Consider the following 23,375-nt stretch of genomic DNA (forward strand, 5'->3'; position numbering starts at 1 on the left):
TAGTAACGCCTTCAGGCGTTATCCCCAGTTTTTACTGGTGACGTGGCTTAAGCGCGTCACGAGGAAACGACTGAAGTCGTTACTACGAACATCTTCCTTCAAGCTTTACCCTTCCGCAGACCCTCCCAAACAGCCGATCGCCTCTAATAACCCTCGCGCTTTATTCAGGGTCTCTTGATATTCACTTTGAGGAACCGAATCTGCCACCAAACCGGCACCGGCTTGGACAGAAACCGTATGTTTGCCATTGCCATTGCTGCGGACCACCATTGTTCGGATGGCGATCGCACTATTCAACTGACCCTCAAAATCGTAATACCCATACACCCCAGAATAAGGACCCCGGCGGCAGCCTTCCAACTCATGAACAATCTGCATCGCCCTAATCTTCGGTGCACCACTGACAGTTCCTGCCGGGAAACAGGCTTTTAATAAATCCCATGCTGTTTTTTCCGGGTCCAATTCCCCCCGCACATTACTGACAATATGCATCACATGGGAATAGCGCTCAATCACCATTAACTCATCGACCCTGACGCTTCCCTTAACACAAACTCGTCCGAGGTCATTGCGACCCAAATCCACCAACATGACGTGCTCAGCCACTTCTTTTGGGTCATTGAGTAAATCTTCGGCTAAGGCGGCATCTTCTTGGGGGGTTTGTCCGCGCAGTCGGGTTCCGGCGATCGGGCGCACCGTAGCTAACCGGGACCCTTCTGGAGTGAGTTCCGCCTTGACCATCACTTCCGGACTGGACCCGATAATTTGCCAGTCATCGAAATTGAAATAAGCCATGTAAGGCGAGGGATTGATTAACCGCAAGGACCGATATAGCGAAAAGGGATCTCCCTCATATTCCGCCGATAAGCGCTGAGAAATGACGACTTGAAAGATATCCCCGGCTTTGATGTAGTCCTTTGCCTTTAAAACGTTTTGGCAGTATTTTTCCGGGGAAGTATTGCTCGTATAGTGCAACGCTTTCCGGGGGGTCGAATCTGAGGGTCTGGAGGGTGGAGTCCATTCCAACAGGGTGTCTTTTGTTAACAGGGGTTCCTGGAGTTTCTTGACTAAACCCCGCACGCGATCGCAAGCTTGGTCATAAGCCGATCGCGGATCCAAAGTTCGCAAATCCGCGTAGGCGATCGCCCAAATCTTCCGCTTCACTTGGTCAAACACCAGCAAACTATCCGCCTGCATCCACAATCCATCGGGCACATCGGTTTCTGCCGCAGGATGGACTGGGACCCGGTGTTCCATCCACCGAATTAATTCATATCCCCAAAACCCAAATAAACCCCCCACTCCCGGCGGCAATTCGGGTAATTTCACAGGTTGAATCAACTTCAGGCAGTTTTCCAACGCCTCAAACGGATCCCCCTCAAACACATCCACCTGTCCGGTGCGATGTTTTTGAATGGTTTGGTTATCTTTGGCTTCCAAAATCCACAGAGGGTCACAGCCGAGAAAACTATACCGGGCAAGGTTTTCGCCCCCTTCAACCGATTCCAACAAAAAGCTATACGGTTGTCCTGCACAGACTTTGTACCACGCTGAGACAGGGGTATCCAGATCCGCAACCCATTCTTGGTAGACGGGGACAAAATTACCTTGTTTGGCGAGTTCAGTAAATTGAGAAAAATCTGGAAAAATCATAAGGTCTTGATGTTGCCGGAGGATGGGGGAGGATAGGGGAGATGGGGTTCATGTTTGTAGTAACGACTTCAGTCGTTACCGCCTGTCATGGCGATCGCCATGACAGGCAACTTTTTGGGCTTAAGTGCCTGTTTGGGGACTGGATGCCCTACAAAGGGGCGTGACTTGGCCGGATGCCAAGTCACGCGGTAACGACTGAAGTCGTTACTACAAACATCTCTTACCCATCTGCTCTTTTTTATATTCCCAAAACAATGGCTAACTGCTCATTGCCAAAAAACTTTGAGCAATTAGCAATTAGCCATTGAAATTTCAGATGAAAAAACGTTACACAAACATTGCGGGCGATCGCAAGTCGGGTGACCTCAAATGTTAGGGGACCCTGACTCGGAACTCACGGCACGAGGCTGGTTCTTCCTGTGCGATCGCCCCCAAGTGCCTGGTGTTTACGGATCGTAAGGCTTCTTACCGCTGAACTTGATTTTCGCAGGTTGGGGGTTGTCGCCAATCTTGCGATCGTTCTTGCCGTAGTAAGCACGACCTTCGTTCACTTTTTCAGGGAAGACACCATCTTTCGGATGGAGATACTCGGTTTCACCATTGGCATAAACCCGGTAAATCTTATAGTCTTCGATTTTGGGCTTGAACTTGGTCCGGAACTGGGTCCCCAATGCGAGGCAATGCTCTTTGCGAGGCAGGTAGAGGAGGTTTTCCCCTGCGTTCATCACAGCAGCGCCACCGCTAGGCATTTCAAACACTTGCTCTTTGGAAGAGGTCCAGGTGATTGCGTATTTTTCTTCCACGAGCGCTTTGCTGAGCAAACCGCCAGTGCTGCCCCCAAATTTTGGGGCTTGTCCTTTCAAGGTTTCTGCCATATCTTACTCCGGATATTTTGAAACAATTTTTAGGGCATCGTACCACTGACATCGCCTGCTCCTACAGATTTCGTAAGGATCTGTAACAGTTCTTTAGATTTGGGTCGTTTTGTGTTGGTTATTGGTGATCTGTCGGTCAGGTTTGGGGAGGTTGGGGGAGATGGGGTCCATGTTCGTAGTAACGACTTCAGTCGTTTCCGCGTGTCATGGCGGACGCCATGACACGCACCATGAGCGGCTTAAGCGCCTGTTTGGGGACTGGAACGATCGCCTCTCAAGGGGCGTTACTTGGCGATCGCTTTCGTAACGCGGAAACGACTGAAGTCGTTACTACGAACATGAAGAAACGACTGAAGTCGTTACTACGAACATGAAGAAACGACTGAAGTCGTTACTACAAACATGAAGAAACGACTCAAGTCGTTACTACAAACATGAAAACCATCCTCCCTTGCTACCGAATCGGTGTCCGGCGATTGCGGGAACTGCCGGAGGACCGATCGCCTTTTGGAGATTTGCTTTTACTGCGGGGGTTGGGGGTGACTTCGGAACTGCTGTCGGTGGCGATCGGGATGGTGAAATGAAACTGACTGCCGCAATCTTTCCCCCCAGATTTAGCCCAAATTTGCCCTCCCCAGCCGGTGACGATTTGCCGACAGATGGCTAATCCTAGGCCCGTGCCTCCGGTGGAACGACGCAATGCTCCTTCTTCTTGGTAAAAGCGATCAAAGACGGTTTCGAGGCGATCGCTGCTAATCCCTCGTCCCGTATCCGCCACTTTGACCTCCAGTTCCCGATCTCCGAGGGGTTGGGCCAAAATGGTCACTTTTCCCCCGGAAGGCGTAAATTTACAAGCATTATCAATCAGTTTCGAGAGCACCTCCACCAACCACTCCCCATCGGCACGCACCAAGGGCAAATCCTCGGGCACTTCTAGGCTCAAGGTGGGTAAGGCTCCTGCTTCACTGTTGGCTCGGGTGCGAACGCTACTGATGGCTAAGGATAGGCATTCGTGCAAGGGTAGAACTTCGGTGTTCCATTCCACTCGTCCGCTTTCTAGGCGCGATAGGGTCAAGAAATCTTGCACGAGGGTCCGCATTCTTTCGGCATCGTCTAGGGCGGTACTGAGCATGACTTGCCGCAGTTCCGGAGGCATATCGGGGTCGGAGGCGAGACTTTCTAGGCAGACTTGAATGGTGGAGAGGGGGGTGCGCAGTTCATGTCCGGTAATGGCAATTAGGTTGCTGCGGGTGCGATCGAGGGCGGCGAGTTGTTCGTTCAAGTCTTCTAGGTTGGCATAAGCTTCCGCTTGCAGGGTGGCGACCCCAACTTGGGTGGCGATCGCCTCTACCATTGTCAGTTCCTCTGCATCCCACTCTCTGTACTCACAGCCACAGTGGTGCAATTCGACCATTCCCACGAGTTGATTCTGATACAGCACGGGCACCATTAACCAGGATTCAATTTCCCACTCCTGGACTAAGGTCCTCAAGCGCTTAGATCCGGTAATCCGGGTATCTGTGCTGCTGTTTTCAACGGCGACTCGTTCCCCAGAGGCGACGACTTCCTGAAATAGGGGATTCTCCTGCAAGGGCCAAACTTCTCCGGTGAGGGACTTGACCGATCGCCCTAAAAATTCATAGGCGATCGCTGCTTCTTGATCCGTAGCTTTGCAGCGATAAATTAAACACCGACAAACGTCTAGGGCTCCGCCGAGTTCTCGCACGGCGACTTGAAAAATATCCGCCGGATTCAGGGATTGACGAATGGCGGTGGTAATGGAGTTGACTAACCGTTCCCGACGCTCCTGCGCGGCCATTGAGCGATAGGTTTTGACCAATTTATGTTGGCCCGCCTGTAGGTAAGTGACCAACCGTTGCACAAAGGGTCCGGGGTCTACATCCTGGAATCTCGCTGCTGCTTCCAGGGCCTTGTCGGTGTCGCTCAATCGATAGGTGGCGATCGCCCGTTCGATCTTCTCCTCCAACTCTGGCCGATACACCCGCACTCGCTCTAACAATAACCGCGCCACGGTACTCGAAACCTGGCGGTCAAAGGTCCAAATTCCCTCAAACCGTCTGGATTGATCCATCGATGGCAGATCCGATGCCTTCACCGGAACTACCTCTTTTTCACGACAAACCAAACAAGTGGAATAGTTCGGCGCAAGCACCACCAAGTGCCACTCTTTCGCTAACCCATCATCCGGTTCAAAGGCGATCGCCTCCTGGATCTGTGAACTATTTTGAAATTCCGTCTCCGGTGCCGCCAGGACATACACTTGATCCGTCTTGTTGCTGATCCGTCGATATCGGTGTGCTTCCTGACGATAAAATCGCTCCCGTTGGAAGCAGGCAATCACCAACGCTGGCTCCACCCCCGCTAGGACTTGATCTTCCATCGCATGGGATAGTGCGGTTAAAGAAGACTTGAAATAAATTTGAGTTCTCAGCAGGGGCAAGGCGTGCAGCAACTCTTCCAGCACCGAAGTAGGAATGCTCATTTATCTTGTCTTTATTTCCAGTGTAGGCAACAACGATTTGTAATCTGCACGGCAATGTTCAGGCGGTCCCGTTATTGCCGAAACTGTAATATTTTCCCTATAACAACGTTATCGCACCATGCGCCGACTACCGCCAAACTGCTGCGAGATTCCCCAAAAAAACGCTGTATTTCAGATTGTTGATTGAAAATTAAGAATTTCTTCCCCAAGATTAGGTATAAATTCTCATCAATTTCCTTTCATTTACCCCAAATTTAACCCCAAAATATAGATCAAGCCCTGAACAAAATCAAGAGGAGTTATTTCATATCCTCTGTATTTGGAGTAACGACTTGCTGTGGTTTCTTCTCTTCTATAGCCACTCTAAATTCTAAATAAAGATTTTTTTTCAAAGGAGTGGGAGGAATAGTACAATTCATTGAGAATAGATAGATTTGCCCTACCACTTCAACGGTTAATCTTACCGAAAATTCAACCTATTTAATATTTAATCAACCCATTAAAAACCCAATCAAGGAACGTCAACGGATAAACCAATGCCGACCCACAGATGATTTCGAGGGAACGTCCCCAGTCGCTCGCCCTAACCCTAAAACCGAGCGCAACTTGATAATTAACCGCCAACGCTCCGGATGGGATCAAAGCAATCCAATCTTTACTCAGAATTGCCGCTAATTTTTCGCCGGTGATGAGGGTGGAGGCGGAATTTTCCCATCGTTATTGGCTCCTTCTACAGTTTTCTCAATAATAAATGCGGCCAAGTTAGCCACAGGCCGTCCTTGACTGTCAGCCCACCGTTCGAGGGCATCATAGACGGCATCGGGAAGGGTTACATGGACTCGTTTACTCACGGTTTTGTCTCGATGTCAACAGTTTCATGATACATCGTGGGAGCTACAATGGACGTTAACTTGACAAATAGGGAACCAATCTGCTTCGGTGAGGTACCCTGTTGTGATAAACTAGCCATTAAGGAAAAACCGCGCCCTGTCCGGCAAGACAGAACGCGGGGAAATGTTAAGCCTAACCGCTTATTCAAGCCACGGATAGGGGATCAAAATCATTTGAAACTCTCAGGTCTAACCACACTGAGGTTCTTAACGCACAAGGACCATTCTCGTAAGCACAAGAACAGTTAAGAACAGTTAAGGACAATCCAGAACCGTTAAGGACAATCTAAGGACAATCCAGAACCGTTAAGGACTATTAAACTTAAACTATTAAGGACAATTATGGCACAGACGACGGAAGGTATCAACCCATCTCCCCTAGATTATGGAAATTTACCCGCCAATGTAGTAGAAGAGGCGGAGGCGGTGGTGTCCCGGATCCGCGATCGCATCAAAACCGGGACCATTCAGCAGATTGAGAACGGGTGCGATTTGCTGGAAACGAAGCAACGGTTGGGAAAAGTCTTATTTAAAGTCTGGGTCGATCGCTATTTTGATGGATCAGAATATCTCGCCGGAAATTTAATCAAAGTGGCGGAACTGGTGCAGCGGATTCCCCACCGGATTGACGAGATGGCGGGATGGAGTATTTCTGCATTAGCGGCCCTCAGTGGCGGGTCCGATCGCCTCGCCGAAAAGATTTTAACCTCCGGCGATCGCCCCAGTGCCACCATGATTAGACAACGGGTCCGCACGGAACGCACCGGCAAACCGGCGATCGCCCGCAAACCTTCCTCTCGCAAGTTTAGTCAAGAAGAGGTAGACCGAAAAATCGCCGAGGCGATCGCCAAAAAGGACCAAGAACTGGCCACCTTGCGAATTCAGTTAGAAAAAGAGCTCCAGGACCGAGTACAGGCAGAATTTCGCAAGGCGCGAGATGCCGGATTGCTGGCGGCGAAAGCGGAAGTCGTTGCAGCACAGCAACGGCGGGAAGAACTCTTAGCTAAAAATGCCGAACTTGCCGCCGAATTGCAACAAAAACAAGCAGAACTAGAAGGGATTGCTCAGTTGCATCGGGAGAATCAACTCAAGGATGAACGCATTGCGGATTTAGAGGCAGCTTTGGAACAGTCTAAACAAGAAAGCTGGGAAAATACCTTTAATGAGGAAGCCGCTAAGGTGGTGAATGCGGACTTAGAAAAAGCCTATCAGCCTTTGGTGGAAAAGTTGGACCGGATGACTCAAAAGGTGGCCCAGCAAGAGGAAGAACTCCAGCGCTATCGTCAAGGGGAAGGGGAAGTCGCCGCAGAGGAACCGTCCGAGGCACAGGAAACCTGGGCGATCGCCTCAGACTTTGGTCAGTTGGCGGAGACCCTGGATTTGCCCGGATGGAGTGGTCGAGGTTACCGGGCTTCCGATGGGATGCTGTACACCAATTTAGTCTCGGCTATCTCTCATTTTATTCAGGATTTTCAAGGGGATTCTTCCTCTAATTCTCGCCATTTTTAAGGGGTGAGTTTTGGGTGGGAGCATCTTTCTCTACTTGAGGAGTAGGGACCAAGATGCTCCCACTCCTCAATTCTAGGGTCCGACTGCTGGAAGAGGTGCTCTAGGGAGAGGTTAATTTGGCGATCGCCCTCATTAAAGGGTCGTTGCATCAGCTAATCGTTTCAGAGAGAAGGTTGCTGCTTCAGAAACTTGGAAATGACTATCTTTTGCCATGTATTTGAGGGCGGAGATGCTTTGGTCACTGGGGAGATGTCCCAAGGCTTCGGCGAGGCGCTGACGCACCAGCCAATCTTTGGACTGGACGAAACGCAAGAGGCGATCAACGGCTTCAATACATTTAATTTCCCCAAGGGCGGCGATCGCCGCTTGTTGCAAGACGATTTCATCGCTATCTAAGGCACTGAGCAATACATCCTGGGCCCGCAGGTCCTTAAGATTTCCCAGGGAGACTGCGGCACTAAAGCGCACCAGCCAATCGGTATCTTCATAGAATGCGCGGACTAGGGGTTCCAAGGCTCTTTCGTCTTCGAGATATCCCAGGGCCCCGGCTGCACCGGCACGAATGCTGTAATCCGGTTCGCCTTCGAGGATTTTGACCAGAATTGGAAAGGATTGGGCGGTGGCTTTAATGCCTAGGGCAAAGACGGCCATCGATCGCACTTGGAGGTTCTCATCGTTGAGGAGTTTTTCGATAAAGGGGAAGGCATCCGCAGCGGGGACGTTCCGCAAGGAAGCCAAGCCCACCATGCGATCGCCGGAATTCTCACTGTCCAACTTGACGGCTATTTCTTCTAAACTTAACAGGGTCATAGATTCAGAAAATTTACATAACTTTACATTCACTTTTTTATTATAGAGCGAGGACCGCAGGATCGGGAGAAAATTGGCCCTGTTCAGGGAGGGATTTCCGAACCGGCGATCGTCACCTCATGGTTTATTCGGGCTCCTTAACAGAAGCCTTGTGCTTCCGTTCATAAAGCTGCAACAAAATCGCCGCATGAACTTCCCGAGAGAGGGGGTAAAAATAAGCCAAAATTAAACCCCCGATTAAAAACAGGGTGGGTAGAGGCCCGATCGCCATGCGAATAGCGAACAAAGCCGAGTCCGGTTGTTCGGGAATGGTGGTACTTCCAGCGGATTCTATAAAACCCGACCATTTGAGAGTTTGTCCTACGAAGAAAATCCCCAATCCTAACCCCAGTTTTTGTAAAAAGACCATAAACGAATAGAAGATTCCTTCTCGACGTTGGCCGGTATTTAATTCATCTAAATCAATCACATCGGTGAGCATGGACCAAGGAACGAGATAAGCTGTTGCCACGCCAACACCGGCTAGGACCGCCAGGAAGAACATCAAATCCATGCGATCGCGAGGTAAAAAGAAGAGTCCCGCTTGAGCAATAATCCAAAACCCCATGCCCAGAAAATAAACAGCTTTCCGCCCCCAAATTTTGCTAATTGCGCTCCAGACAAATAGCATAATAATCGCCACCACTTGCACAATTAAGGCCACCTCAAAGAATGAATCTCGCCGCATCCAACTCAGGACAAAATAGGGAATAATTGTTGTGGTTAATTGGAGAGCTAACCAGGAAAAAAGATAAATCCCACTCACAAACTGAAACGGACGATTGCTCAGGGCAATTTTGAACTGAGAAATCAAGGATAAACTTGTGGGTTCTGCTGGGGTTTGATACCGTTCTCGGGTTCCGAAGACGCACCAATAGAGGGGGAATACCGATAGAATCGAACAAATGCCTCCTAGGATGACATACATCTGTTTTAGGTCAGGAATCCGTTGAGTCAAGACCACACCCAAAATGAGAGCTAAGATACTCCCCCCAATGGAGAAGGCAAACCGAAAGCTGTTGAGACTGGTGCGTTCGTTGTAGTCCTGAGTGAGTTCGGGTGTGAGGGCTGTATAAGGGAGATTGACTGCGGTGTAAGCGGTTTGGAAAAAGATACTGACCAGGATGTAATAGATGAACAGGGCCCACTGATTCACCTGGGGGTCAGCACTGAAGTGAGGGACTAACCAATGTAGGAAAAAAGACAGCCCAAAGGGTAGGGAACCAAAGAGCATCCACGATCGCCTGCGTCCCCAGCGAGAGCGGGTGCGATCGCTCAACATCCCGATCATCGGGTCATTGATGGCATCCCACACTTTGCCGATCATCAGGACTGTTCCTGCCAATCCGGGGTCTAAACCCGCCACCTCCGTTAAAAATATCAAGAGGCTAAACGAGATTAAAATTGTGGTGATCCCAGCCCCCATATCTCCAGCTCCATAAGCCAGCTTTGTGGAGAGGCTGAGTTTTTCGGGCTGGGATCTGTCGGAAGCTGGATCGGAAGGGGACGAGTGATTCATGAACTTTGTTTTTTCCGGGGAAAGAGCCTGCCAGGATGACTGCAATTGCTGGAGGAGGACAACAAGCGCCAGTGACGATACAAATTTCATCGGCGCTTTTCTGTATTGTGGCATACAATCCGCTTTGTCAATTTTATGCTAATTTTATCTATTACCTTTGTTCCTGCTTCCTGTTGCTACTGTTGGAAAAATTGCCCCCATGCGTGACCTTTATATCGGTTGGGCCGAGTACCACCAAAAAATAGAGCAGCTTGCGGTCCAAATTTATCAGTCCAATTGGCATTTTGACCAGATCGTTTGCATTGCCAAAGGCGGCCTGCGGGTTGGGGATATCCTCGCCCGGATTTACGATCGCCCGTTAGGGATTTTGTCCACCGCCTCTTATGGGGGTGCTGACGGCCAACACCGAGGCGCGTTGAAGATTGCCCGCCACTTAACGGCGATCGGCGATACCCTCGGCCCTCATGTTTTATTGGTCGATGACCTGGTAGATACGGGAATTTCTCTCAAAGAAACCCAACATTGGCTGAATTGCCATTATGAAAATCAAATCCAGGAGATTCGCACCGCAGTCCTCTGGTATAAAGCTTGTTCGGAGATTAAACCCGATTACTATGTTGATGGCCTCACGGATAATCCTTGGATTCATCAACCGTTTGAAGGGTATGAACAAATCACCGCAGAGCAACTGGCTCACAGCTATCAAACTATCGCAAGTTAATCTCAAATCTCGAATTTAGGGCGAAAATATTCGGGGAAATGGGGCTGGGCTAGAACTTAGGCATTCCCTGGAAATGTAGGGTCAATTTACGTTCTCGACCCTACATTTCACCAGGGTTAGTTTTAGCTTAAATGGTGGGAATGCCAAACATTAAGACCCAAATCGGTAGGGTAATTAATAAGCCAACGGAACCGAGTCCCAAGGCAGTTACGGCTAAATCGCGATCGAGATTGTAGGTTTCCGCGAGGACTAGGGTGGCAAAGGCTGGCGGCATGGCCGTTTGTAATACCAGAATCAGCAATGCAGGGCGATCGAGTCCCCAAAAAGATAGGATAATGCCTAGGAACAAGGGTACAATTAGCATTTTAATCACGAGACTGACTGAGGCGGGTTTGAGACTACTCCAGGAGTGTAATTGGCTCAGTCTCATGCCACAGAGAATCAGGGATAAGGCGATCGCACTCCAAGCAAACCGCTGTAAACCGTTTTCCAATAGGGAGGGTAAAGGGATATCACGCACCAATAACCCAAACCCTAAACTCCACAGGGTGGGATTGTAGACAATGGCATGAATAAACTGTTTGTAACTTTTCGACCCCTCTCCATATCGAGCAGCTAATATGGCACCCAAACCATAAGCGCCGACGACGGTCCCCAACAAATCGTAAAATAGTGCCCAGGCAAAATATTGTTCTCCCACTAATGCCAAGGCGACGGGATAGCCAATAAAGCCAGTATTACCGACCATTGTGGAAAGGACAAAACTGCCTTGAGTGGGTAGATGAGACCATTGGGATGATTGTCCCTGCTCTCGGGAAGCAGAACCGGGATTGGTTTTACTTCTGAGCCAAATCCAGCTCAGTCCCACTCCAAGTAGAATCGCCACCCAGGCGATCGCCGGTGCTAACCAGATCGAACCCGACAAATCCGAGCGACGGACGAAAGCAATCACCCCGATGGGAACACCAATCCAAAACAGAAATTTGCCGATATAGAGCGGGATTTTCGGAGGCAACAGCCGACCGAGAATAAATCCCAATAACGCTAATCCCCCAAGTTGGAGGTACAGTTTTAGGAGTTGACTTCCCAGAACGAGCATAATAATTTAAGGGAGGATTAGTTTTCATTAAGTTGGGGGGTTATCCCCAGATTCAAACGAGTTGTTTCACTGCGTCTCAATGGGCAGGATAACGGTGACGTAGCACATCCCAATTCAAACGCCGCTTGCACCGACTCTCAACAGTGAAATCAAGAGTCCATCATGCAGCAATTTTGGATTAATATTGCCATAGAACCAAGGGGTGAGTCCGTAGCACTTGACGCTAAACCGGGGATTTTTGTCATGGGTTGTTGGTCACGGGTCATGGGTTGTTGGTCACGGGTCCCTAGTCACGGGTCCCTGGTCCCTTTACAAATGACAAATCACAAATGGTCCTTTGTCGGTCCCGATCTCCAAGGATTCGGTAGAATGCTTTTTTAAGCCCGTAGGGGAGAGGGAAGCTCAACCCATGAAGGATCATGTCCACCGATCCATCACCGCTTCCGCAGCCGTTCATTATCATAGTTTAGGCAATCCGAGTCAATCTGTAGGAGTCGAGTCATTGAATAAGGCAACTGTGTCGGGACAAGCGTCGAAAACCTCGACATTTATGGGGGAGGACATTCCTCAAGCGGTTAGAGATACCTCTGAGAAAGTCTCTCCCGTTCAGGGGTCCAAATCGGTCAAATGGATTGTAATTGCCGTGATTGCTGGGACAGTTGCCCTAGTTGCAGGGGTCCTGATCGCATGGCAGGGGGGAACGCTCGGACTCCTGAATAACTCGGAGGTGGCTCAAACTGAGCAAACTGACGCCCCGGACCCTAATGCCCCTGCGGACCCAAACCCCACAAAAACAGAGACGTTACTGGGTCACCTCCCCTATCAAGAAGCCCCTCCCGAAGACCTTCAACCAATTTCCAGTGATGGTAGAATCCTGATGCGTCAAGCAGCAGCGAGAGCGTTTTTGGACATGAAAGAGGCGGCGCAATCGCAAGGGGTTTCTCTGGTGCCGATTTCTGGATTTCGCAGCGAGGAAGACCAAAAATATCTGTTTTTTGAGGTGAAAGCGCAACGGGGACAGGTGGCTATGGAACGCGCCGAAGTCAGCGCACCTCCCGGGTACAGCGAACATCATACGGGTTATGCGGTTGATATTGGCGATGCCAATGTTCCGGCGACGGATTTGAGTCCGAGCTTTGAAAATACCCCCGCTTTCCAATGGATGAAAGAGAATGCGGCCTATTATAGTTTTGAGATATCCTTTCCCAAAGGAAATTCCCAAGGGGTGAGTTATGAACCCTGGCATTGGAGATTTGTCGGCGATCGCCACAGTCTGGAAACTTTCTATAAAGCCCGAACCCAGGAAGTCCAAGAAGTCCAAGAGACTCAACCCTAACTGAATTTTCCGTTGCTTTCATGTTCCTAAACTGTTGCTCCTCCCCATCTTGACCCTTAAATCATGAGTCAAACCGCGCTTAATCTGGTGGCAATTTCGGTTTTTTTGATGACCCTTTCCGTATTGCTTGGACCTATCATAGAGCTATCTCCTCTGATTGGGGCGATCGCCACCGCCAGTCTATTAGGATTTTTCACCCTAGATACTCTCGGTTGGCAAGGAAAAGGTGCAAACCTCATCGTTGATGTTTTTGCTGGACTGTCCGAAGATCATCGATCGCGCGTTGTGCGTCATGAAGCCGGACATTTTTTAGTCGCCTACTTATTAGAAATTCCCATCACCAGCTATGCCTTAAATGCCTGGGAAGCCTTTAAACAAGGCCAATCCGCTGGCGGTGGCGTGCAATTTGATGATCAAGAACTCCTCAGCGAACTCCAACAAGGCAGCCTCTCAGCCCAATTATTTGACCGCTACTGCATCGTCTGGATGGCAGGGATTGCCGCTGAAACCTTAACGTATGAGCGCGCCGAAGGCGGTGCAGAAGATAGAACCAAATTAAAAGCAATTTTGGCCCAAAACCGCAAATCTTCCACCGATGCTCAACTCAAAGAACGGTGGGCAATTTTGCAAGCTAAAACCCTCATAGAATCTCATTTAGATGCCTATCAAGCCTTAGTCACCGCAATGGAACAGCGACTAGCGGTGAGTGAATGTTATCAAATTTTAGACAGTCGGATTCCCATCAAGTCCGAATAACTCAGAAGAAAAATCAAGTTGTAAAATAGCATTAATATCCATTTTTTCGACTTATCAAGTTTTATCAATTTTTCTTGACTTCCGGCCTATGGGCTAGTCAAGTTATGATATATTGCCATTGGGCAACGTTGAAAAAGGCTTTCCACCTTAGAACGCCTGCTGCCGTGCGAAACCTTGACCAATGGAGATCTCGCACCGGGAGTAGCTGCTTTATTTCATTCGAGGCAAACCGATGAAGAAATCCTGGAAAATTGCCACATTCCTAAACCCGGTGACACTGACTGCTGCACTGATGGCGATCGCCCCTTTGGGATTGGCTCAAGATTTTCCCATTACCAGTATATTTAGCATGGGTGTCGGGAGTGAATATCACGGCGGTTCTGCCGAGTTAATTGTCCCAGATACGGATACAAGCACTCCAGTCTATGGCAATGATAGCCGCTTACGTCGATATGAACTCCACCTTGCTAAAATGTTTGAAGTGACCATTTGGGAGTGTAGAGGGTCGCGGGAAGGTTTCATATTTTGGCATTACAAAGCAGGAAATGGTTCGATAGATATGGGAGGATTTGATATTACTTGCGCTTTGGCGGATGATATTCGGCAAGCTTACGGTTTAGGTAGATCTGAACCTACAACGATTACCCGATTTGGACCTCGCTTAACGGGTAGAGTGACCAACACCGTACAAGTGCCAATTTTAAAAATTGAAGGAAATAAAATCGACAGTTGGCTGAATTTTGTAGAAGGTTTCCAACCTGTTCGTTAATTTAAGAAAAAGGGAGTTTCCCAGTTCGTAGTAACGACTTCAGTCGTTATCTTTCCCAGTTCGTAGTAACGACTTCAGTCGTTATCTTCTCTTATGTTCGTAGTAACGACTTCAGTCGTTATCTTATCTCCGTTCGTAGTAACGACTTCAGTCGTTCTTCCGGAAACCACTATTAAGAACAATTTTTTTAAAAATTATCCTTGCCTATGCTACAACAAATAGGGAGCAAGATGCTCCCACTCGCTGTATTCTATATCTACACAGGAATGAGATGCATTATTTAATACCCTTGTGCTATGAAACTCACGATCAGCCCAAGAAACGACTGAAGTCGTTACTACGAACATAAGAGAAGATAACGACTGGAGTCGTTACTACGAACTGGGAAAGATAACGACTGAAGTCGTTACTACGAACTAAGAAAATTTATCCTTATTCCGCCTCTGGTTCCTCTTCCTCATCAGAGTCTAATTTTTCCTCTTCCGGGTTTGCTTTATCATCATCAGAGTCTGACTCTTCCCCTTCCGGGTTCACTTCATCCTCATCCGACTCTAACTCTTCCCCTTCAGTTTCTTCACTTTCAACCTCCTCTAATTCTATATCCAGCTTGACTAAATCTTCCTCGGAGAGTTCTTCTCTGAGCAATTGAGCCACACGCTGACGCATTTCTTGATGTCTTTCTACCCCTTCATAGGCGAAGCGATTATAACCTCCCCGTTCAATTAGGGTTTCGAGATCGGCAATTCGTTCTTTTGTGGGGGGGTGAGAAGACATGAATTTCCAAAAGGAACTTCCTTCCCCATATTGTTCTTTCAGTTTCACCATGAGATTTCGCAATCCATCGGCAGAATAACCGGCAGAGGTGAGTAATCGGGTTCCGAGTACATCCGCTTGTTGTTCCATATCCCGGCTGTAATCTAGGACTAGGAGATTGGCTAATGTCCCTCCGAAGGGGACATATCGTGCCATGTTACTGATTAAGTTGCCATGAGTGACCATTTGAAAGCCGTGAGACAGGACTGCATGAGCAAGTTCATGGGTGATTAATCCGGCTAATTGGGCTTCGGTGTCACTGTGGAGAATAGCTCCGGCATTGACGAATATTTTACCACCGGGAAGTGCAAAGGCGTTGAGATTTTTATCTTTAATTACATAAAATTCATACTCGAAATCATCCCGTCCCGAGAGTTTGGAGAGTTTTGCGCCAAGTTCTTGAACGTAGGCGACGATTTGTTCATCTTCAACCATTTCTAACTGTTCAACGGCTTGATTGGCGATACTTCTGCCGATCGCAGATTCTCCTCGGGCTAACATGACTAAGGTTTCAACGGCAGACAATGCACCGAGAGGATTGCCGGTTAAGGCAACACCGATCGCCCCGGTTACAACATTCCCGATCGCATTTCCCGCGATCACTTTCCGAATGTATCCGCGAAATTTACTGAAGTTATCTTCGGCTAAAGTGGCAAATTCTTCAGCATCGGGATGATCGGGGTTAAGTAGAGCAAATTGACGGGCGGCGATCGAGGCTTCTAGCCATTGTTCTGTTGCAGCAAGAGCTTCAATTTTTACCCGCAACAATTCCGGACTATTGGGATAAAAAGTAGTTGCTCTTTCTAAGACTTCCACAGTTTTTTGCGGTTCTGCGTAAGTCGTGTAAGCTTCGGCGAGTAATAAATGTCCCGGTAGAAATTCGGGGGAAGCTTCTACGAGGAATTCTAGGGGAACAAAGATGCGAGATTCTAGTTGACTTTCCCATCCCGCTTGTGCTTCGCGCCAGTACACCCGCGAGGCGGGGGAGAGTTGTTCGGGATCCGTCAGGGGTTCGGGGAGGGTAGAAATTGCCGCTTGCTGCCGATTGCTGGAAAAAGGCGGTTTGACTTCCTGATAAATAGCCTCTGCTGCGGCAATGTCTCCGGCGACAAACAGGCGATCGGCTTCTGCCAACCGTTCCAAATGGCGGCGTCTTTCTGCTTGTTTTGCCGCTTGTTCTGGATCTAACGTGGATTCTGCTTCCGATGTCTCCTTTGCCTCGTCTGAGGTGTCGGCATTGGGCGATTCTGGGTCCTCTTCCTCCTGTGGCAGGTCCTCTGCTTCGTCTGAGGTTTCAGGGGGAGGAGATTCCGAGTCCTCTTCTACCAGTGGGGGTTCCTCCGATGCGGTTTCGGGGGTCGGTTCGCTGGTGGGTAAGGTGGATCGGGTTTCGGTGTTCGCTTGCGCTAATCGGGAAGGGGATGGAAGGGGTAATTCCGCAAGTGCAGGTGTTGCAATGGGGAGTACCCAGCTAAGGGTAACGAGCCAGGAATTCCAGAGGAGTTTCATCTTAGCAACCTAGGGTGGATTTTGAGGGAAGACTGTTAAAGCAGGGGTGGAGTTTCGCGGCGATACTGCTCCCTATTGTAGAGATAAAATTTAGGAACGGGCAAAAGGGTGATAATTTTATTTTAATTCGCCTCAATTGCAGGGGGATATCCCTGGGGTGAAAAAGCGGATTACCTGCTCAGGATTGAGTGAAGTTAGATTGGTATTAGTTGATACAACAACAGGTTTAAAAGTCTATTTAAAACCCTTTATTTCCCTCCGCTATAGTTTAGTTTAATTCTTGTAGCTGCACCCGGTTTAGATAGGGGGGTTGGGCCTTTGTTTAATAAAATTCCCTCGCCTAAAATAGAGAGGGAATTGTTGTCAAAATGCCAAATATTTGTTGTGAATGGGTCAAGGGAGACTAGAGAAGCACAAATGGACGCGCCTTCTATCTAGGTAAACCGGGGTTTTAGACCGCAGCTAGAACGGATTCACAGACATCTAAAACTAATCCTTCGCGCGCAAGAACTGAGTTGGGAAATGCTTCTTTAACTTCCCCATCCAATTTATCGAGAAATGCATCATTGTGACTGGGGTCGTGGTGGAAAATGACCAGTTTTTTCACCCCAGCGGCTTTAGCGACTTTGACGGCTTCCTGCCAGGTGGAATGTCCCCAGCCATGTTTGGGGGATTTGGGATTATTATATTCATCATCACTGTACATGGCATCGTAAATCAATAAATCTGCATTGCGTGCCATGTGTAGAACTGTTTCATCCATGCGATCGGGAAAATGTTCGGTATCGGTACAGTAAAAGACTGTATGATCCTTATAGGTGACGCGATACCCCATTGCACTATTGGGATGATTTAAGGGTCCGGTTTCAAAGTAGATATCATCCACATGAAACGGTTCACCACAGACCATTTGTGAAAATTTCAAATTCGCCTGCATTCCTTCTAGGGGAACCGGGGAATTGGGATGGAGAATTCTTTCGACAAAATGCTGTTCCATAGATACGGCATCTAGGGGAACTGAGCCATGAATATGTAGACTATTGCCGCGAATAAAGGCGGGGGTAAAAAAGGGAAAGCCCTGGATGTGATCCCAGTGGTAGTGGGTGAAAAACATATAGGCTTCTATAGGCATTTCTTTTTGCAAGGTTTGTCCTAAAACCTGCAATCCCGTACCCGCATCAAAAATCAGGCGTTTTCCACCAATTCGCATTTCCACACAGGAGGTATTACCGCCATAGCGAACAGTGTCCTTTCCGGGGGTCGGAATACTGCCTCGAACGCCCCAGAATTGGACAACAAACTCAGAGGAAGGGTTCGTTTCCATACAGGCTCTTACGGTTGTGTATTTGAACAAGTGGAACTAGCTTAACTGTGTCAACGATGGGACCGGGGAAAGGGATGACGATCGCCCGATGCCTCGATGTCTCAATCTAACCCGTTAAAGAGGGTAAATATTACCCTGCTTGACCCGGTTTTGGTCTGAATGTGCCGGTTTGACCCTGATGGCGTAAAAGATGATCGCAAAGCACTAAAGCCATCATTGCTTCTACCATTGGCACGGCTCTGGGTAACACACAGGGGTCATGCCGTCCTTTAGCTGCTAAGATGGTTTCTTCGCCTAAGCTGTTTACGGTTCGCTGTTCTTTGCGAATTGTAGCAGTTGGTTTAAAGGCAACTCGAATAATAATATTTTCTCCGTTGGAAATTCCCCCTTGAATTCCGCCAGAACGATTGGTGCGGGTGCGAATCTCGCCCTGCTCATCGGTATAAAATTCGTCATTATGTTCACTACCTCTCATCAGGGTCCCGGCAAATCCGGACCCGATTTCAAATCCTTTACTCGCAGGCAGAGACATCACCCCTTTGGCGAGATCGGCTTCGAGTTTATCAAATACGGGCATTCCCAACCCTTTGGGAACGTGACGCGCTACGCATTCGACGACGCCGCCGGTAGAATCCCCTTCTCTGCCAATGCGTTCGATGAGTTCAATCATGCGATCGGCACATTCGGAATCAGGACATCGGACGATGTTGCTCTCGACTTGAGCGAGGGTGACTTGGTTGGGGTCGATGATGCCTTCTAAGTCTTTGATGCGCTTGACATAGCCGATGATTTCGACTCCGGCGACTTGGTGGAGGATTTTCTTGGCGATCGCACCTGCGGCGACTCTGCCAATCGTCTCCCGCGCTGACGATCGCCCTCCCCCTTGCCAGTTGCGGATCCCATATTTGGCATCATAGGTGGCATCGGCATGAGAGGGACGGTAAGTGTCCGTCATCTCGTTATAATCCTGGGACCGGACATCCTTGTTTCGCACCAAGATACTAATCGGTGTCCCTAAAGTTTTCCCCTCAAAAACCCCAGAGACGATTTCGCAGGTGTCTAATTCTTTGCGCGGTGTGGTAATTTTACTCTGTCCCGGTCTGCGCCGGTCTAGTTCAACTTGAATTTCTGCTTCGCTAATATCGAGTTGGGGTGGGCATCCATCAATAACGACCCCTACACCCCCACCGTGGGATTCTCCAAAGGTGGTGACTCGAAACAGATGCCCGAAAGTGTTTCCCATGATTGATGCTCAAACAGCGTTAGAACTTGTATTTTATCCGAAACTGCACCGTTTCGTCAGCGTTAGTCTCCCTCTTCTGTGGATTAGGGACGGGAAATTGGCTTGAGTTGAGGCGAATTCCCGCCAATCCACGGTTTTTCAGTCCTACGAGTACCGGATGGGGTCTGACTAAAGCAATCTGGGCAATGATTTCCTACGGTTCCGAACTCAAACAGCCGGTTTCATTCTCCAGATGGGTTTCCCAGATTGAGGGTTTGTTCCAGGGGAATTTGAATAATAAACTCTGTTCCTTTGCCGATTTCAGAAAGGCATTGCATGGTCCCCCCGTGCTTTTCGACGATAATTTCATAGCTAATGGCTAACCCCAATCCGGTGCCTTTGCCAATGGGTTTTGTGGTATAAAAGGGGTCAAAAATTTTGCTAATCACCTCGGGTTTCATGCCAATCCCATTATCGGCGATCGCAATTTTAACTCGGTTGCCCTCAATCAGGGTGGTGGTAATCCGAATGAACGGTTCCAGCAACTGCACCGTTGTTGGAACGGCAGCAACTGGACCCGTGTTGACCCCATCTTCTCCCTTCATTTCCAAGGCATCGATCGCATTCCCCAAAACGTTCATAAATACCTGATTAATCTGCCCCACATAACAGGTAATCTCCGGAATCTGCCCATATTCCTTAATCACTTGAATCGAGGGGCGATCGCTCTTACCTTTGATCCGATTTTGTAAAATCATCAAGGTGCTATCAATATTTTCATGCAAATCCACGGATTTCATGTCTGATTCATCTAACCGCGAAAAAGTCCGCAGGGATTTGACAATATCTCGAATGCGATTCGCGCCTAATTTCATGGAGGCGAGGATTTGCGGAAAATCTTCGACTAAATAATCCAAATCAATTCTGTCGATTTCTTCCTCAATCTCCAGAGTTGGCTCAGGATAATGGGCCCGATAAAGCCCCACCAGGTTTAACAAATCTTGCATATAATCATCGGCATGAGTGAGATTCCCATAAATAAAATTCACCGGGTTATTAATTTCATGGGCAACCCCCGCCACCAATTGGCCCAAGGATGACATTTTTTCGGTCTGAATCAACTGGCTTTGGGTGCGTTGGAGTTCCTGTAAAGTTTGTTGCAACTCCTGGCTTTTCCCTTCGGCAATTTGGGCCGATCGCCGAGCTTGAGTATAAAGTTCGGCTTGATTGATGGCGATTGCCAGTTGGTCGCAGACGGCTTCTAACAGTTCCATATCCTCCCGATTCCAAGCTTTAGTCCGGTGGTGACAAGTACAAGAAATAACTCCAATTTTCCCTGTTTCCGTTTGAATGGGCATCGCCAATATTGCCCCATATTGCAGTTTCCTCAAAAACTCATGAAGGGTAAAATCCTTCACCTCGTTGATATCATCAAATTTTAGAATTTCTCCCTTTAAGAGTCCATTGACCATTGGTCCTGCTTGTTCAATACTATAACAGCCAATCAGGTTAATTAATCCATGATTTCTCGATTCTGCCACCACTTCCCAAAAAGGTTCGGTCTCATTGTCTCGATACCAAAGAAAGTGACATCGGTCAATCTCCATCACCTGTTGGAGTTCCTGGACTACACTATCGAGAATAGTATCCAATTCTAATGAGTTTCTAATTTGCGTGGCAATCCGATTTAGCAAGGCTTCCCGTTCTGCTAATTCTCGATATTGAGCTTCACTCTGTTGCAAGGCGAGCTCGGTTTGTTTGCGATCGCTGATATCGATGGTGGTGGCAATAATCCGATCAATGCGATCGTGATTATCCTCCAAGGGGCTCAAGGTCATCAGCCACCATTTTTCGATGCCCTCTGCCACAAAACGCTCCTCAAATGAGAGGGTTTTCCTCAACTGGACGCACTGGAGATAACGAGGACGCCACAGGGCTGCCATCTCCGGTGGCAAGGCTTCATTCAAGGTTTTTCCGAGCATTTTTTCTAGCGGAACTTGGGCAGATTCTGCCATTTTGGGATTAATCCCGGCAAAGCGAAATTCATCCCCCTCTAAAACTTCCAGAACAAAAATACTATAATCTATCCCTTCCCAAATCGCCCGCAAAAACTGCTCTCGTTCTTGTAATTCCTGTTCGATTTTTTTGCGGGTCGTCATATCCAAAACGGTCCCAAATAGTCGCACGACTTCCCCTTGAGAGTTCTGCTCAACTTTTGCTTTGGCATGGACGTACCGGATGGAACCATTCCCGTGAATAATGCGATGCTCTAATTCATAGGGAATCGCCAAGGTGACTGCTTTTTCTACCCGGTTTTTCAGTGCTTCGGCATCTTGGGGATGAAGCTTTTGCAAAAGCTGGGGAAAGGAAGGCGCTTCCTGTTCCCTATCAAAATCGTAAATCCGAAACAGTTCTTTGGACCAAGTTATTTTTCCCGTTGCTACGTCAAACTCCCAGTTGCCTAGATGAGCGATTTCTTGGGCTTCTTCTAGGACTCGTTGGCTTTGTTGCAGACTGATTTCGACTTGCTTGCGATCGCTAATATCCTCGATCACCGCCAGAAAATATTGAGGCTCTCCGGCACCGTTGCGAATCATCGAGGCAGTCACATTCACCCACACGGTGGAACCGTTTTTGTGCCGATATCGCTTCTCAAAGATGATGCTATTGATTTCGCCGTCATACAACTGACGCTCGGCCTCCCCATCAAACTCCGCATCCTCCGGATGGGTGATATCTTGATAAGTGAGAGTGAGTAATTCTTCGCGACTATATCCGAGACTGTCGCATAATTTTCGATTGACATCAACCCAGTTCCCCCCAAGTCCCAGATGAGCAATGCCCACAGCAGCCTGCTCAAATGCCGCCCGGAATTTGGCCTCACTTTCTCGCACTAAGGCTTCGGCAGAGATGCGATCGCTGATATCGGTAAAGGTACAGACTGCGGCATACAGTTCGGTTTCATTGGGACGAAACAAGGCTTGGGAATTGACCAAAATCCAGGTTAAACTCCCATCGGGTTTGTGAATTCCCATGATGCGATCGCGAAAAGACTCCCCAGTCCTTAAGGTAACCGCGAGGGGATATTCTTCCGATGGAAATGGCGAACCATCTTCTCTGACTGCCCGCCAGCGCGGATCGATGGCGGTCCATCCCATCATCTGTTCCAGGCTCAAGCCGAGAATTCGTCTGGCACTTTCATTATAAGTATAAATAATGCCATTGGCATCTTGCATGACGACCCCTTCACTCATCGCACTTAAAACTGAGCGATATCGGGTTTCACTTTCTTGTACCGAGGCGAGTAAACGCTCTTGTTGCGCTTCCATCTGTTTGCGATCGGTAATGTCCCGGGCAACGGCATAGATCAGGTCCCCTCCCGGACTAGAGGAACTCCAACCAATCCATTTATAGGAAGCATCTCGGCACCGATAGCGATTTTCAAAATAAATGCTATTTTCGCCGGTTGAAAGTTTCGCCACTTGTTCCAGGGTTGAGGCGACATCCTCGGGATGGACTAACTCTAAAAATGAGATGGAGAGCAATTCCTCTGTGCTATATCCTAATATCGTTTCCCATACCGGATTTAATTGTTTAAAATAACCGTCCGTCCCGGCAATACAGAGTAAATCCAGAGATAAATTGAACCATTGTGCGATCGCTGTTTCCAGTTCCTCGGGTTGGCGACGTTCATTGAGGGTGCCTTCAATCCGCACCGGCGTCCCCTCATCATCGGCGATCGCCCAAAATTTACTGTGCAGGTCCCGGGGTTGCCCGTCAATCCCCACAATGGAGTAGTTCACCTCCACGGTTTCGGTTTCCCAAACCTGCGCTAAAGCTTGAACCACCTGCGATCGCCATTGCGGTTCAATTCCCTGTATCCACAACTCCGGCTGCTTCTCAAACCCCGCCACCGTTCCCCCAAACAGTTGCGCTGCCGCAGGGTTCAAATAATCCAGGCGATCGCCCCGAACATTAATAAATAAAATTCCCTCTTGAACTTCATCGAAAATCCGACTCATGCAACA

At 48.6% G+C, this 23,375-nt stretch carries 17 protein-coding genes; 6 read left to right on the forward strand and 11 right to left on the reverse strand.

The window, feature by feature from the left end:
- Positions 1-105: 105 nt before the first annotated feature.
- Positions 106-1,653, reverse strand: a complete 1,548-nt coding sequence (gene trpE / locus NG795_RS13965) for an anthranilate synthase component I (protein WP_367289278.1) — start codon at positions 1,651-1,653, stop codon at positions 106-108.
- A gap of 446 nt (positions 1,654-2,099) precedes the next feature.
- A complete protein-coding gene (locus tag NG795_RS13970) occupies positions 2,100-2,528 on the reverse strand; it encodes a photosystem I reaction center subunit II PsaD (protein WP_367289279.1) in 429 nt (142 codons plus the stop codon).
- 218 nt (positions 2,529-2,746) lie between these two features.
- Here NG795_RS13970 and NG795_RS13975 point away from each other — a divergent pair, with 218 nt between their 5' ends.
- Positions 2,747-2,902, forward strand: a complete 156-nt coding sequence (locus tag NG795_RS13975; RefSeq protein WP_367289280.1) for a hypothetical protein — start codon at positions 2,747-2,749, stop codon at positions 2,900-2,902.
- Positions 2,903-2,982: 80 nt separating this feature from the next.
- On the opposite strand, the gene NG795_RS13980 is transcribed toward NG795_RS13975, so the two are convergent.
- Both NG795_RS13980 and NG795_RS13985 read right to left on the reverse strand, forming a co-directional pair.
- A complete protein-coding gene (locus NG795_RS13980; protein WP_367289281.1) occupies positions 2,983-5,031 on the reverse strand; it encodes a DICT sensory domain-containing protein in 2,049 nt (682 codons plus the stop codon).
- 671 nt (positions 5,032-5,702) lie between these two features.
- Positions 5,703-5,882 carry a ribbon-helix-helix domain-containing protein gene (locus NG795_RS13985; protein WP_367289282.1) on the reverse strand — a complete coding sequence of 60 codons (180 nt, stop codon included), beginning with the start codon at positions 5,880-5,882 and terminating at the stop codon, positions 5,703-5,705.
- 381 nt (positions 5,883-6,263) lie between these two features.
- On the opposite strand from NG795_RS13985, the gene NG795_RS13990 reads away from it, so the two are divergent.
- Entirely contained in the window at positions 6,264-7,430 is a 1,167-nt protein-coding gene (locus tag NG795_RS13990) for a hypothetical protein (protein WP_367289283.1), read from the forward strand.
- Positions 7,431-7,562: 132 nt separating this feature from the next.
- Here the strand turns inward: NG795_RS13990 and NG795_RS13995 are convergent, their stop codons facing one another.
- Positions 7,563-8,240 carry a HEAT repeat domain-containing protein gene (locus tag NG795_RS13995; protein WP_367289284.1) on the reverse strand — a complete coding sequence of 226 codons (678 nt, stop codon included), beginning with the start codon at positions 8,238-8,240 and terminating at the stop codon, positions 7,563-7,565.
- Positions 8,241-8,364: 124 nt separating this feature from the next.
- The gene (locus tag NG795_RS14000; protein ID WP_367289285.1) at positions 8,365-9,798 is read right to left on the reverse strand and encodes an MFS transporter; all 1,434 of its coding nucleotides are present in this window, start codon (positions 9,796-9,798) and stop codon (positions 8,365-8,367) included.
- Positions 9,799-9,997: 199 nt separating this feature from the next.
- Between NG795_RS14000 and NG795_RS14005 the strand changes: the two genes are divergently transcribed.
- Positions 9,998-10,519 carry a phosphoribosyltransferase gene (locus tag NG795_RS14005; RefSeq protein WP_367289286.1) on the forward strand — a complete coding sequence of 174 codons (522 nt, stop codon included), beginning with the start codon at positions 9,998-10,000 and terminating at the stop codon, positions 10,517-10,519.
- A gap of 127 nt (positions 10,520-10,646) precedes the next feature.
- Here NG795_RS14005 and NG795_RS14010 read toward each other — a convergent pair whose 3' ends face one another.
- Positions 10,647-11,618 carry an AEC family transporter gene (locus NG795_RS14010; protein WP_367289287.1) on the reverse strand — a complete coding sequence of 324 codons (972 nt, stop codon included), beginning with the start codon at positions 11,616-11,618 and terminating at the stop codon, positions 10,647-10,649.
- A gap of 502 nt (positions 11,619-12,120) precedes the next feature.
- Between NG795_RS14010 and NG795_RS14015 the strand changes: the two genes are divergently transcribed.
- The 3 genes from NG795_RS14015 (at position 12,121) to NG795_RS14025 (ending at position 14,479) form a co-directional block, all read left to right on the forward strand.
- Positions 12,121-12,954, forward strand: a complete 834-nt coding sequence (locus tag NG795_RS14015) for a M15 family metallopeptidase (protein ID WP_367289362.1) — start codon at positions 12,121-12,123, stop codon at positions 12,952-12,954.
- Positions 12,955-13,017: 63 nt separating this feature from the next.
- Positions 13,018-13,710 (forward strand): ATP-dependent Zn protease, encoded by a 693-nt coding sequence (locus NG795_RS14020; RefSeq protein ID WP_367289288.1) that lies wholly within the window; start codon positions 13,018-13,020, stop codon positions 13,708-13,710.
- Positions 13,711-13,942: 232 nt separating this feature from the next.
- Positions 13,943-14,479 carry a hypothetical protein gene (locus NG795_RS14025; protein WP_367289289.1) on the forward strand — a complete coding sequence of 179 codons (537 nt, stop codon included), beginning with the start codon at positions 13,943-13,945 and terminating at the stop codon, positions 14,477-14,479.
- 432 nt (positions 14,480-14,911) lie between these two features.
- Here the strand turns inward: NG795_RS14025 and NG795_RS14030 are convergent, their stop codons facing one another.
- The 4 genes from NG795_RS14030 to NG795_RS14045 all read right to left on the reverse strand — a co-directional run bounded on the left by NG795_RS14030 (position 14,912) and on the right by NG795_RS14045 (position 23,369).
- On the reverse strand, positions 14,912-16,801 hold the full coding sequence (locus NG795_RS14030) for a M48 family metalloprotease (RefSeq protein ID WP_367289290.1): 1,890 nt from the start codon (positions 16,799-16,801) through the stop codon (positions 14,912-14,914).
- Positions 16,802-17,252: 451 nt separating this feature from the next.
- The gene (locus NG795_RS14035; RefSeq protein WP_367289291.1) at positions 17,253-18,125 is read right to left on the reverse strand and encodes an MBL fold metallo-hydrolase; all 873 of its coding nucleotides are present in this window, start codon (positions 18,123-18,125) and stop codon (positions 17,253-17,255) included.
- 130 nt (positions 18,126-18,255) lie between these two features.
- On the reverse strand, positions 18,256-19,368 hold the full coding sequence (gene aroC / locus NG795_RS14040; protein ID WP_367289292.1) for a chorismate synthase: 1,113 nt from the start codon (positions 19,366-19,368) through the stop codon (positions 18,256-18,258).
- A gap of 221 nt (positions 19,369-19,589) precedes the next feature.
- Positions 19,590-23,369 carry a PAS domain S-box protein gene (locus NG795_RS14045; RefSeq protein ID WP_367289293.1) on the reverse strand — a complete coding sequence of 1,260 codons (3,780 nt, stop codon included), beginning with the start codon at positions 23,367-23,369 and terminating at the stop codon, positions 19,590-19,592.
- Between the last annotated feature and the right edge of the window lie 6 nt (positions 23,370-23,375).

The organism is Laspinema palackyanum D2c, from assembly GCF_025370875.1.
Lineage (GTDB): Bacteria > Cyanobacteriota > Cyanobacteriia > Cyanobacteriales > Laspinemataceae > Laspinema > Laspinema palackyanum.

Bases quoted from the DNA above. Each gene is read 5' to 3' on its own strand.
- NG795_RS13975 (WP_367289280.1), top strand. From the start codon at position 2,747: ATGACACGCACCATGAGCGGCTTAAGCGCCTGTTTGGGGACTGGAACG.
- NG795_RS13990 (WP_367289283.1), top strand. From the start codon at position 6,264: ATGGCACAGACGACGGAAGGTATCAACCCATCTCCCCTAGATTATGGA.
- NG795_RS14045 (WP_367289293.1), bottom strand. From the start codon at position 23,369: ATGAGTCGGATTTTCGATGAAGTTCAAGAGGGAATTTTATTTATTAAT.
- aroC (WP_367289292.1), bottom strand. From the start codon at position 19,368: ATGGGAAACACTTTCGGGCATCTGTTTCGAGTCACCACCTTTGGAGAA.
- trpE (WP_367289278.1), bottom strand. From the start codon at position 1,653: ATGATTTTTCCAGATTTTTCTCAATTTACTGAACTCGCCAAACAAGGT.
- NG795_RS14030 (WP_367289290.1), bottom strand. From the start codon at position 16,801: ATGAAACTCCTCTGGAATTCCTGGCTCGTTACCCTTAGCTGGGTACTC.
- NG795_RS14010 (WP_367289287.1), bottom strand. From the start codon at position 11,618: ATGCTCGTTCTGGGAAGTCAACTCCTAAAACTGTACCTCCAACTTGGG.
- NG795_RS14020 (WP_367289288.1), top strand. From the start codon at position 13,018: ATGAGTCAAACCGCGCTTAATCTGGTGGCAATTTCGGTTTTTTTGATG.
- NG795_RS14025 (WP_367289289.1), top strand. From the start codon at position 13,943: ATGAAGAAATCCTGGAAAATTGCCACATTCCTAAACCCGGTGACACTG.
- NG795_RS13995 (WP_367289284.1), bottom strand. From the start codon at position 8,240: ATGACCCTGTTAAGTTTAGAAGAAATAGCCGTCAAGTTGGACAGTGAG.
- NG795_RS13970 (WP_367289279.1), bottom strand. From the start codon at position 2,528: ATGGCAGAAACCTTGAAAGGACAAGCCCCAAAATTTGGGGGCAGCACT.
- NG795_RS14035 (WP_367289291.1), bottom strand. From the start codon at position 18,125: ATGGAAACGAACCCTTCCTCTGAGTTTGTTGTCCAATTCTGGGGCGTT.
- NG795_RS13980 (WP_367289281.1), bottom strand. From the start codon at position 5,031: ATGAGCATTCCTACTTCGGTGCTGGAAGAGTTGCTGCACGCCTTGCCC.
- NG795_RS14005 (WP_367289286.1), top strand. From the start codon at position 9,998: ATGCGTGACCTTTATATCGGTTGGGCCGAGTACCACCAAAAAATAGAG.
- NG795_RS14000 (WP_367289285.1), bottom strand. From the start codon at position 9,798: ATGAATCACTCGTCCCCTTCCGATCCAGCTTCCGACAGATCCCAGCCC.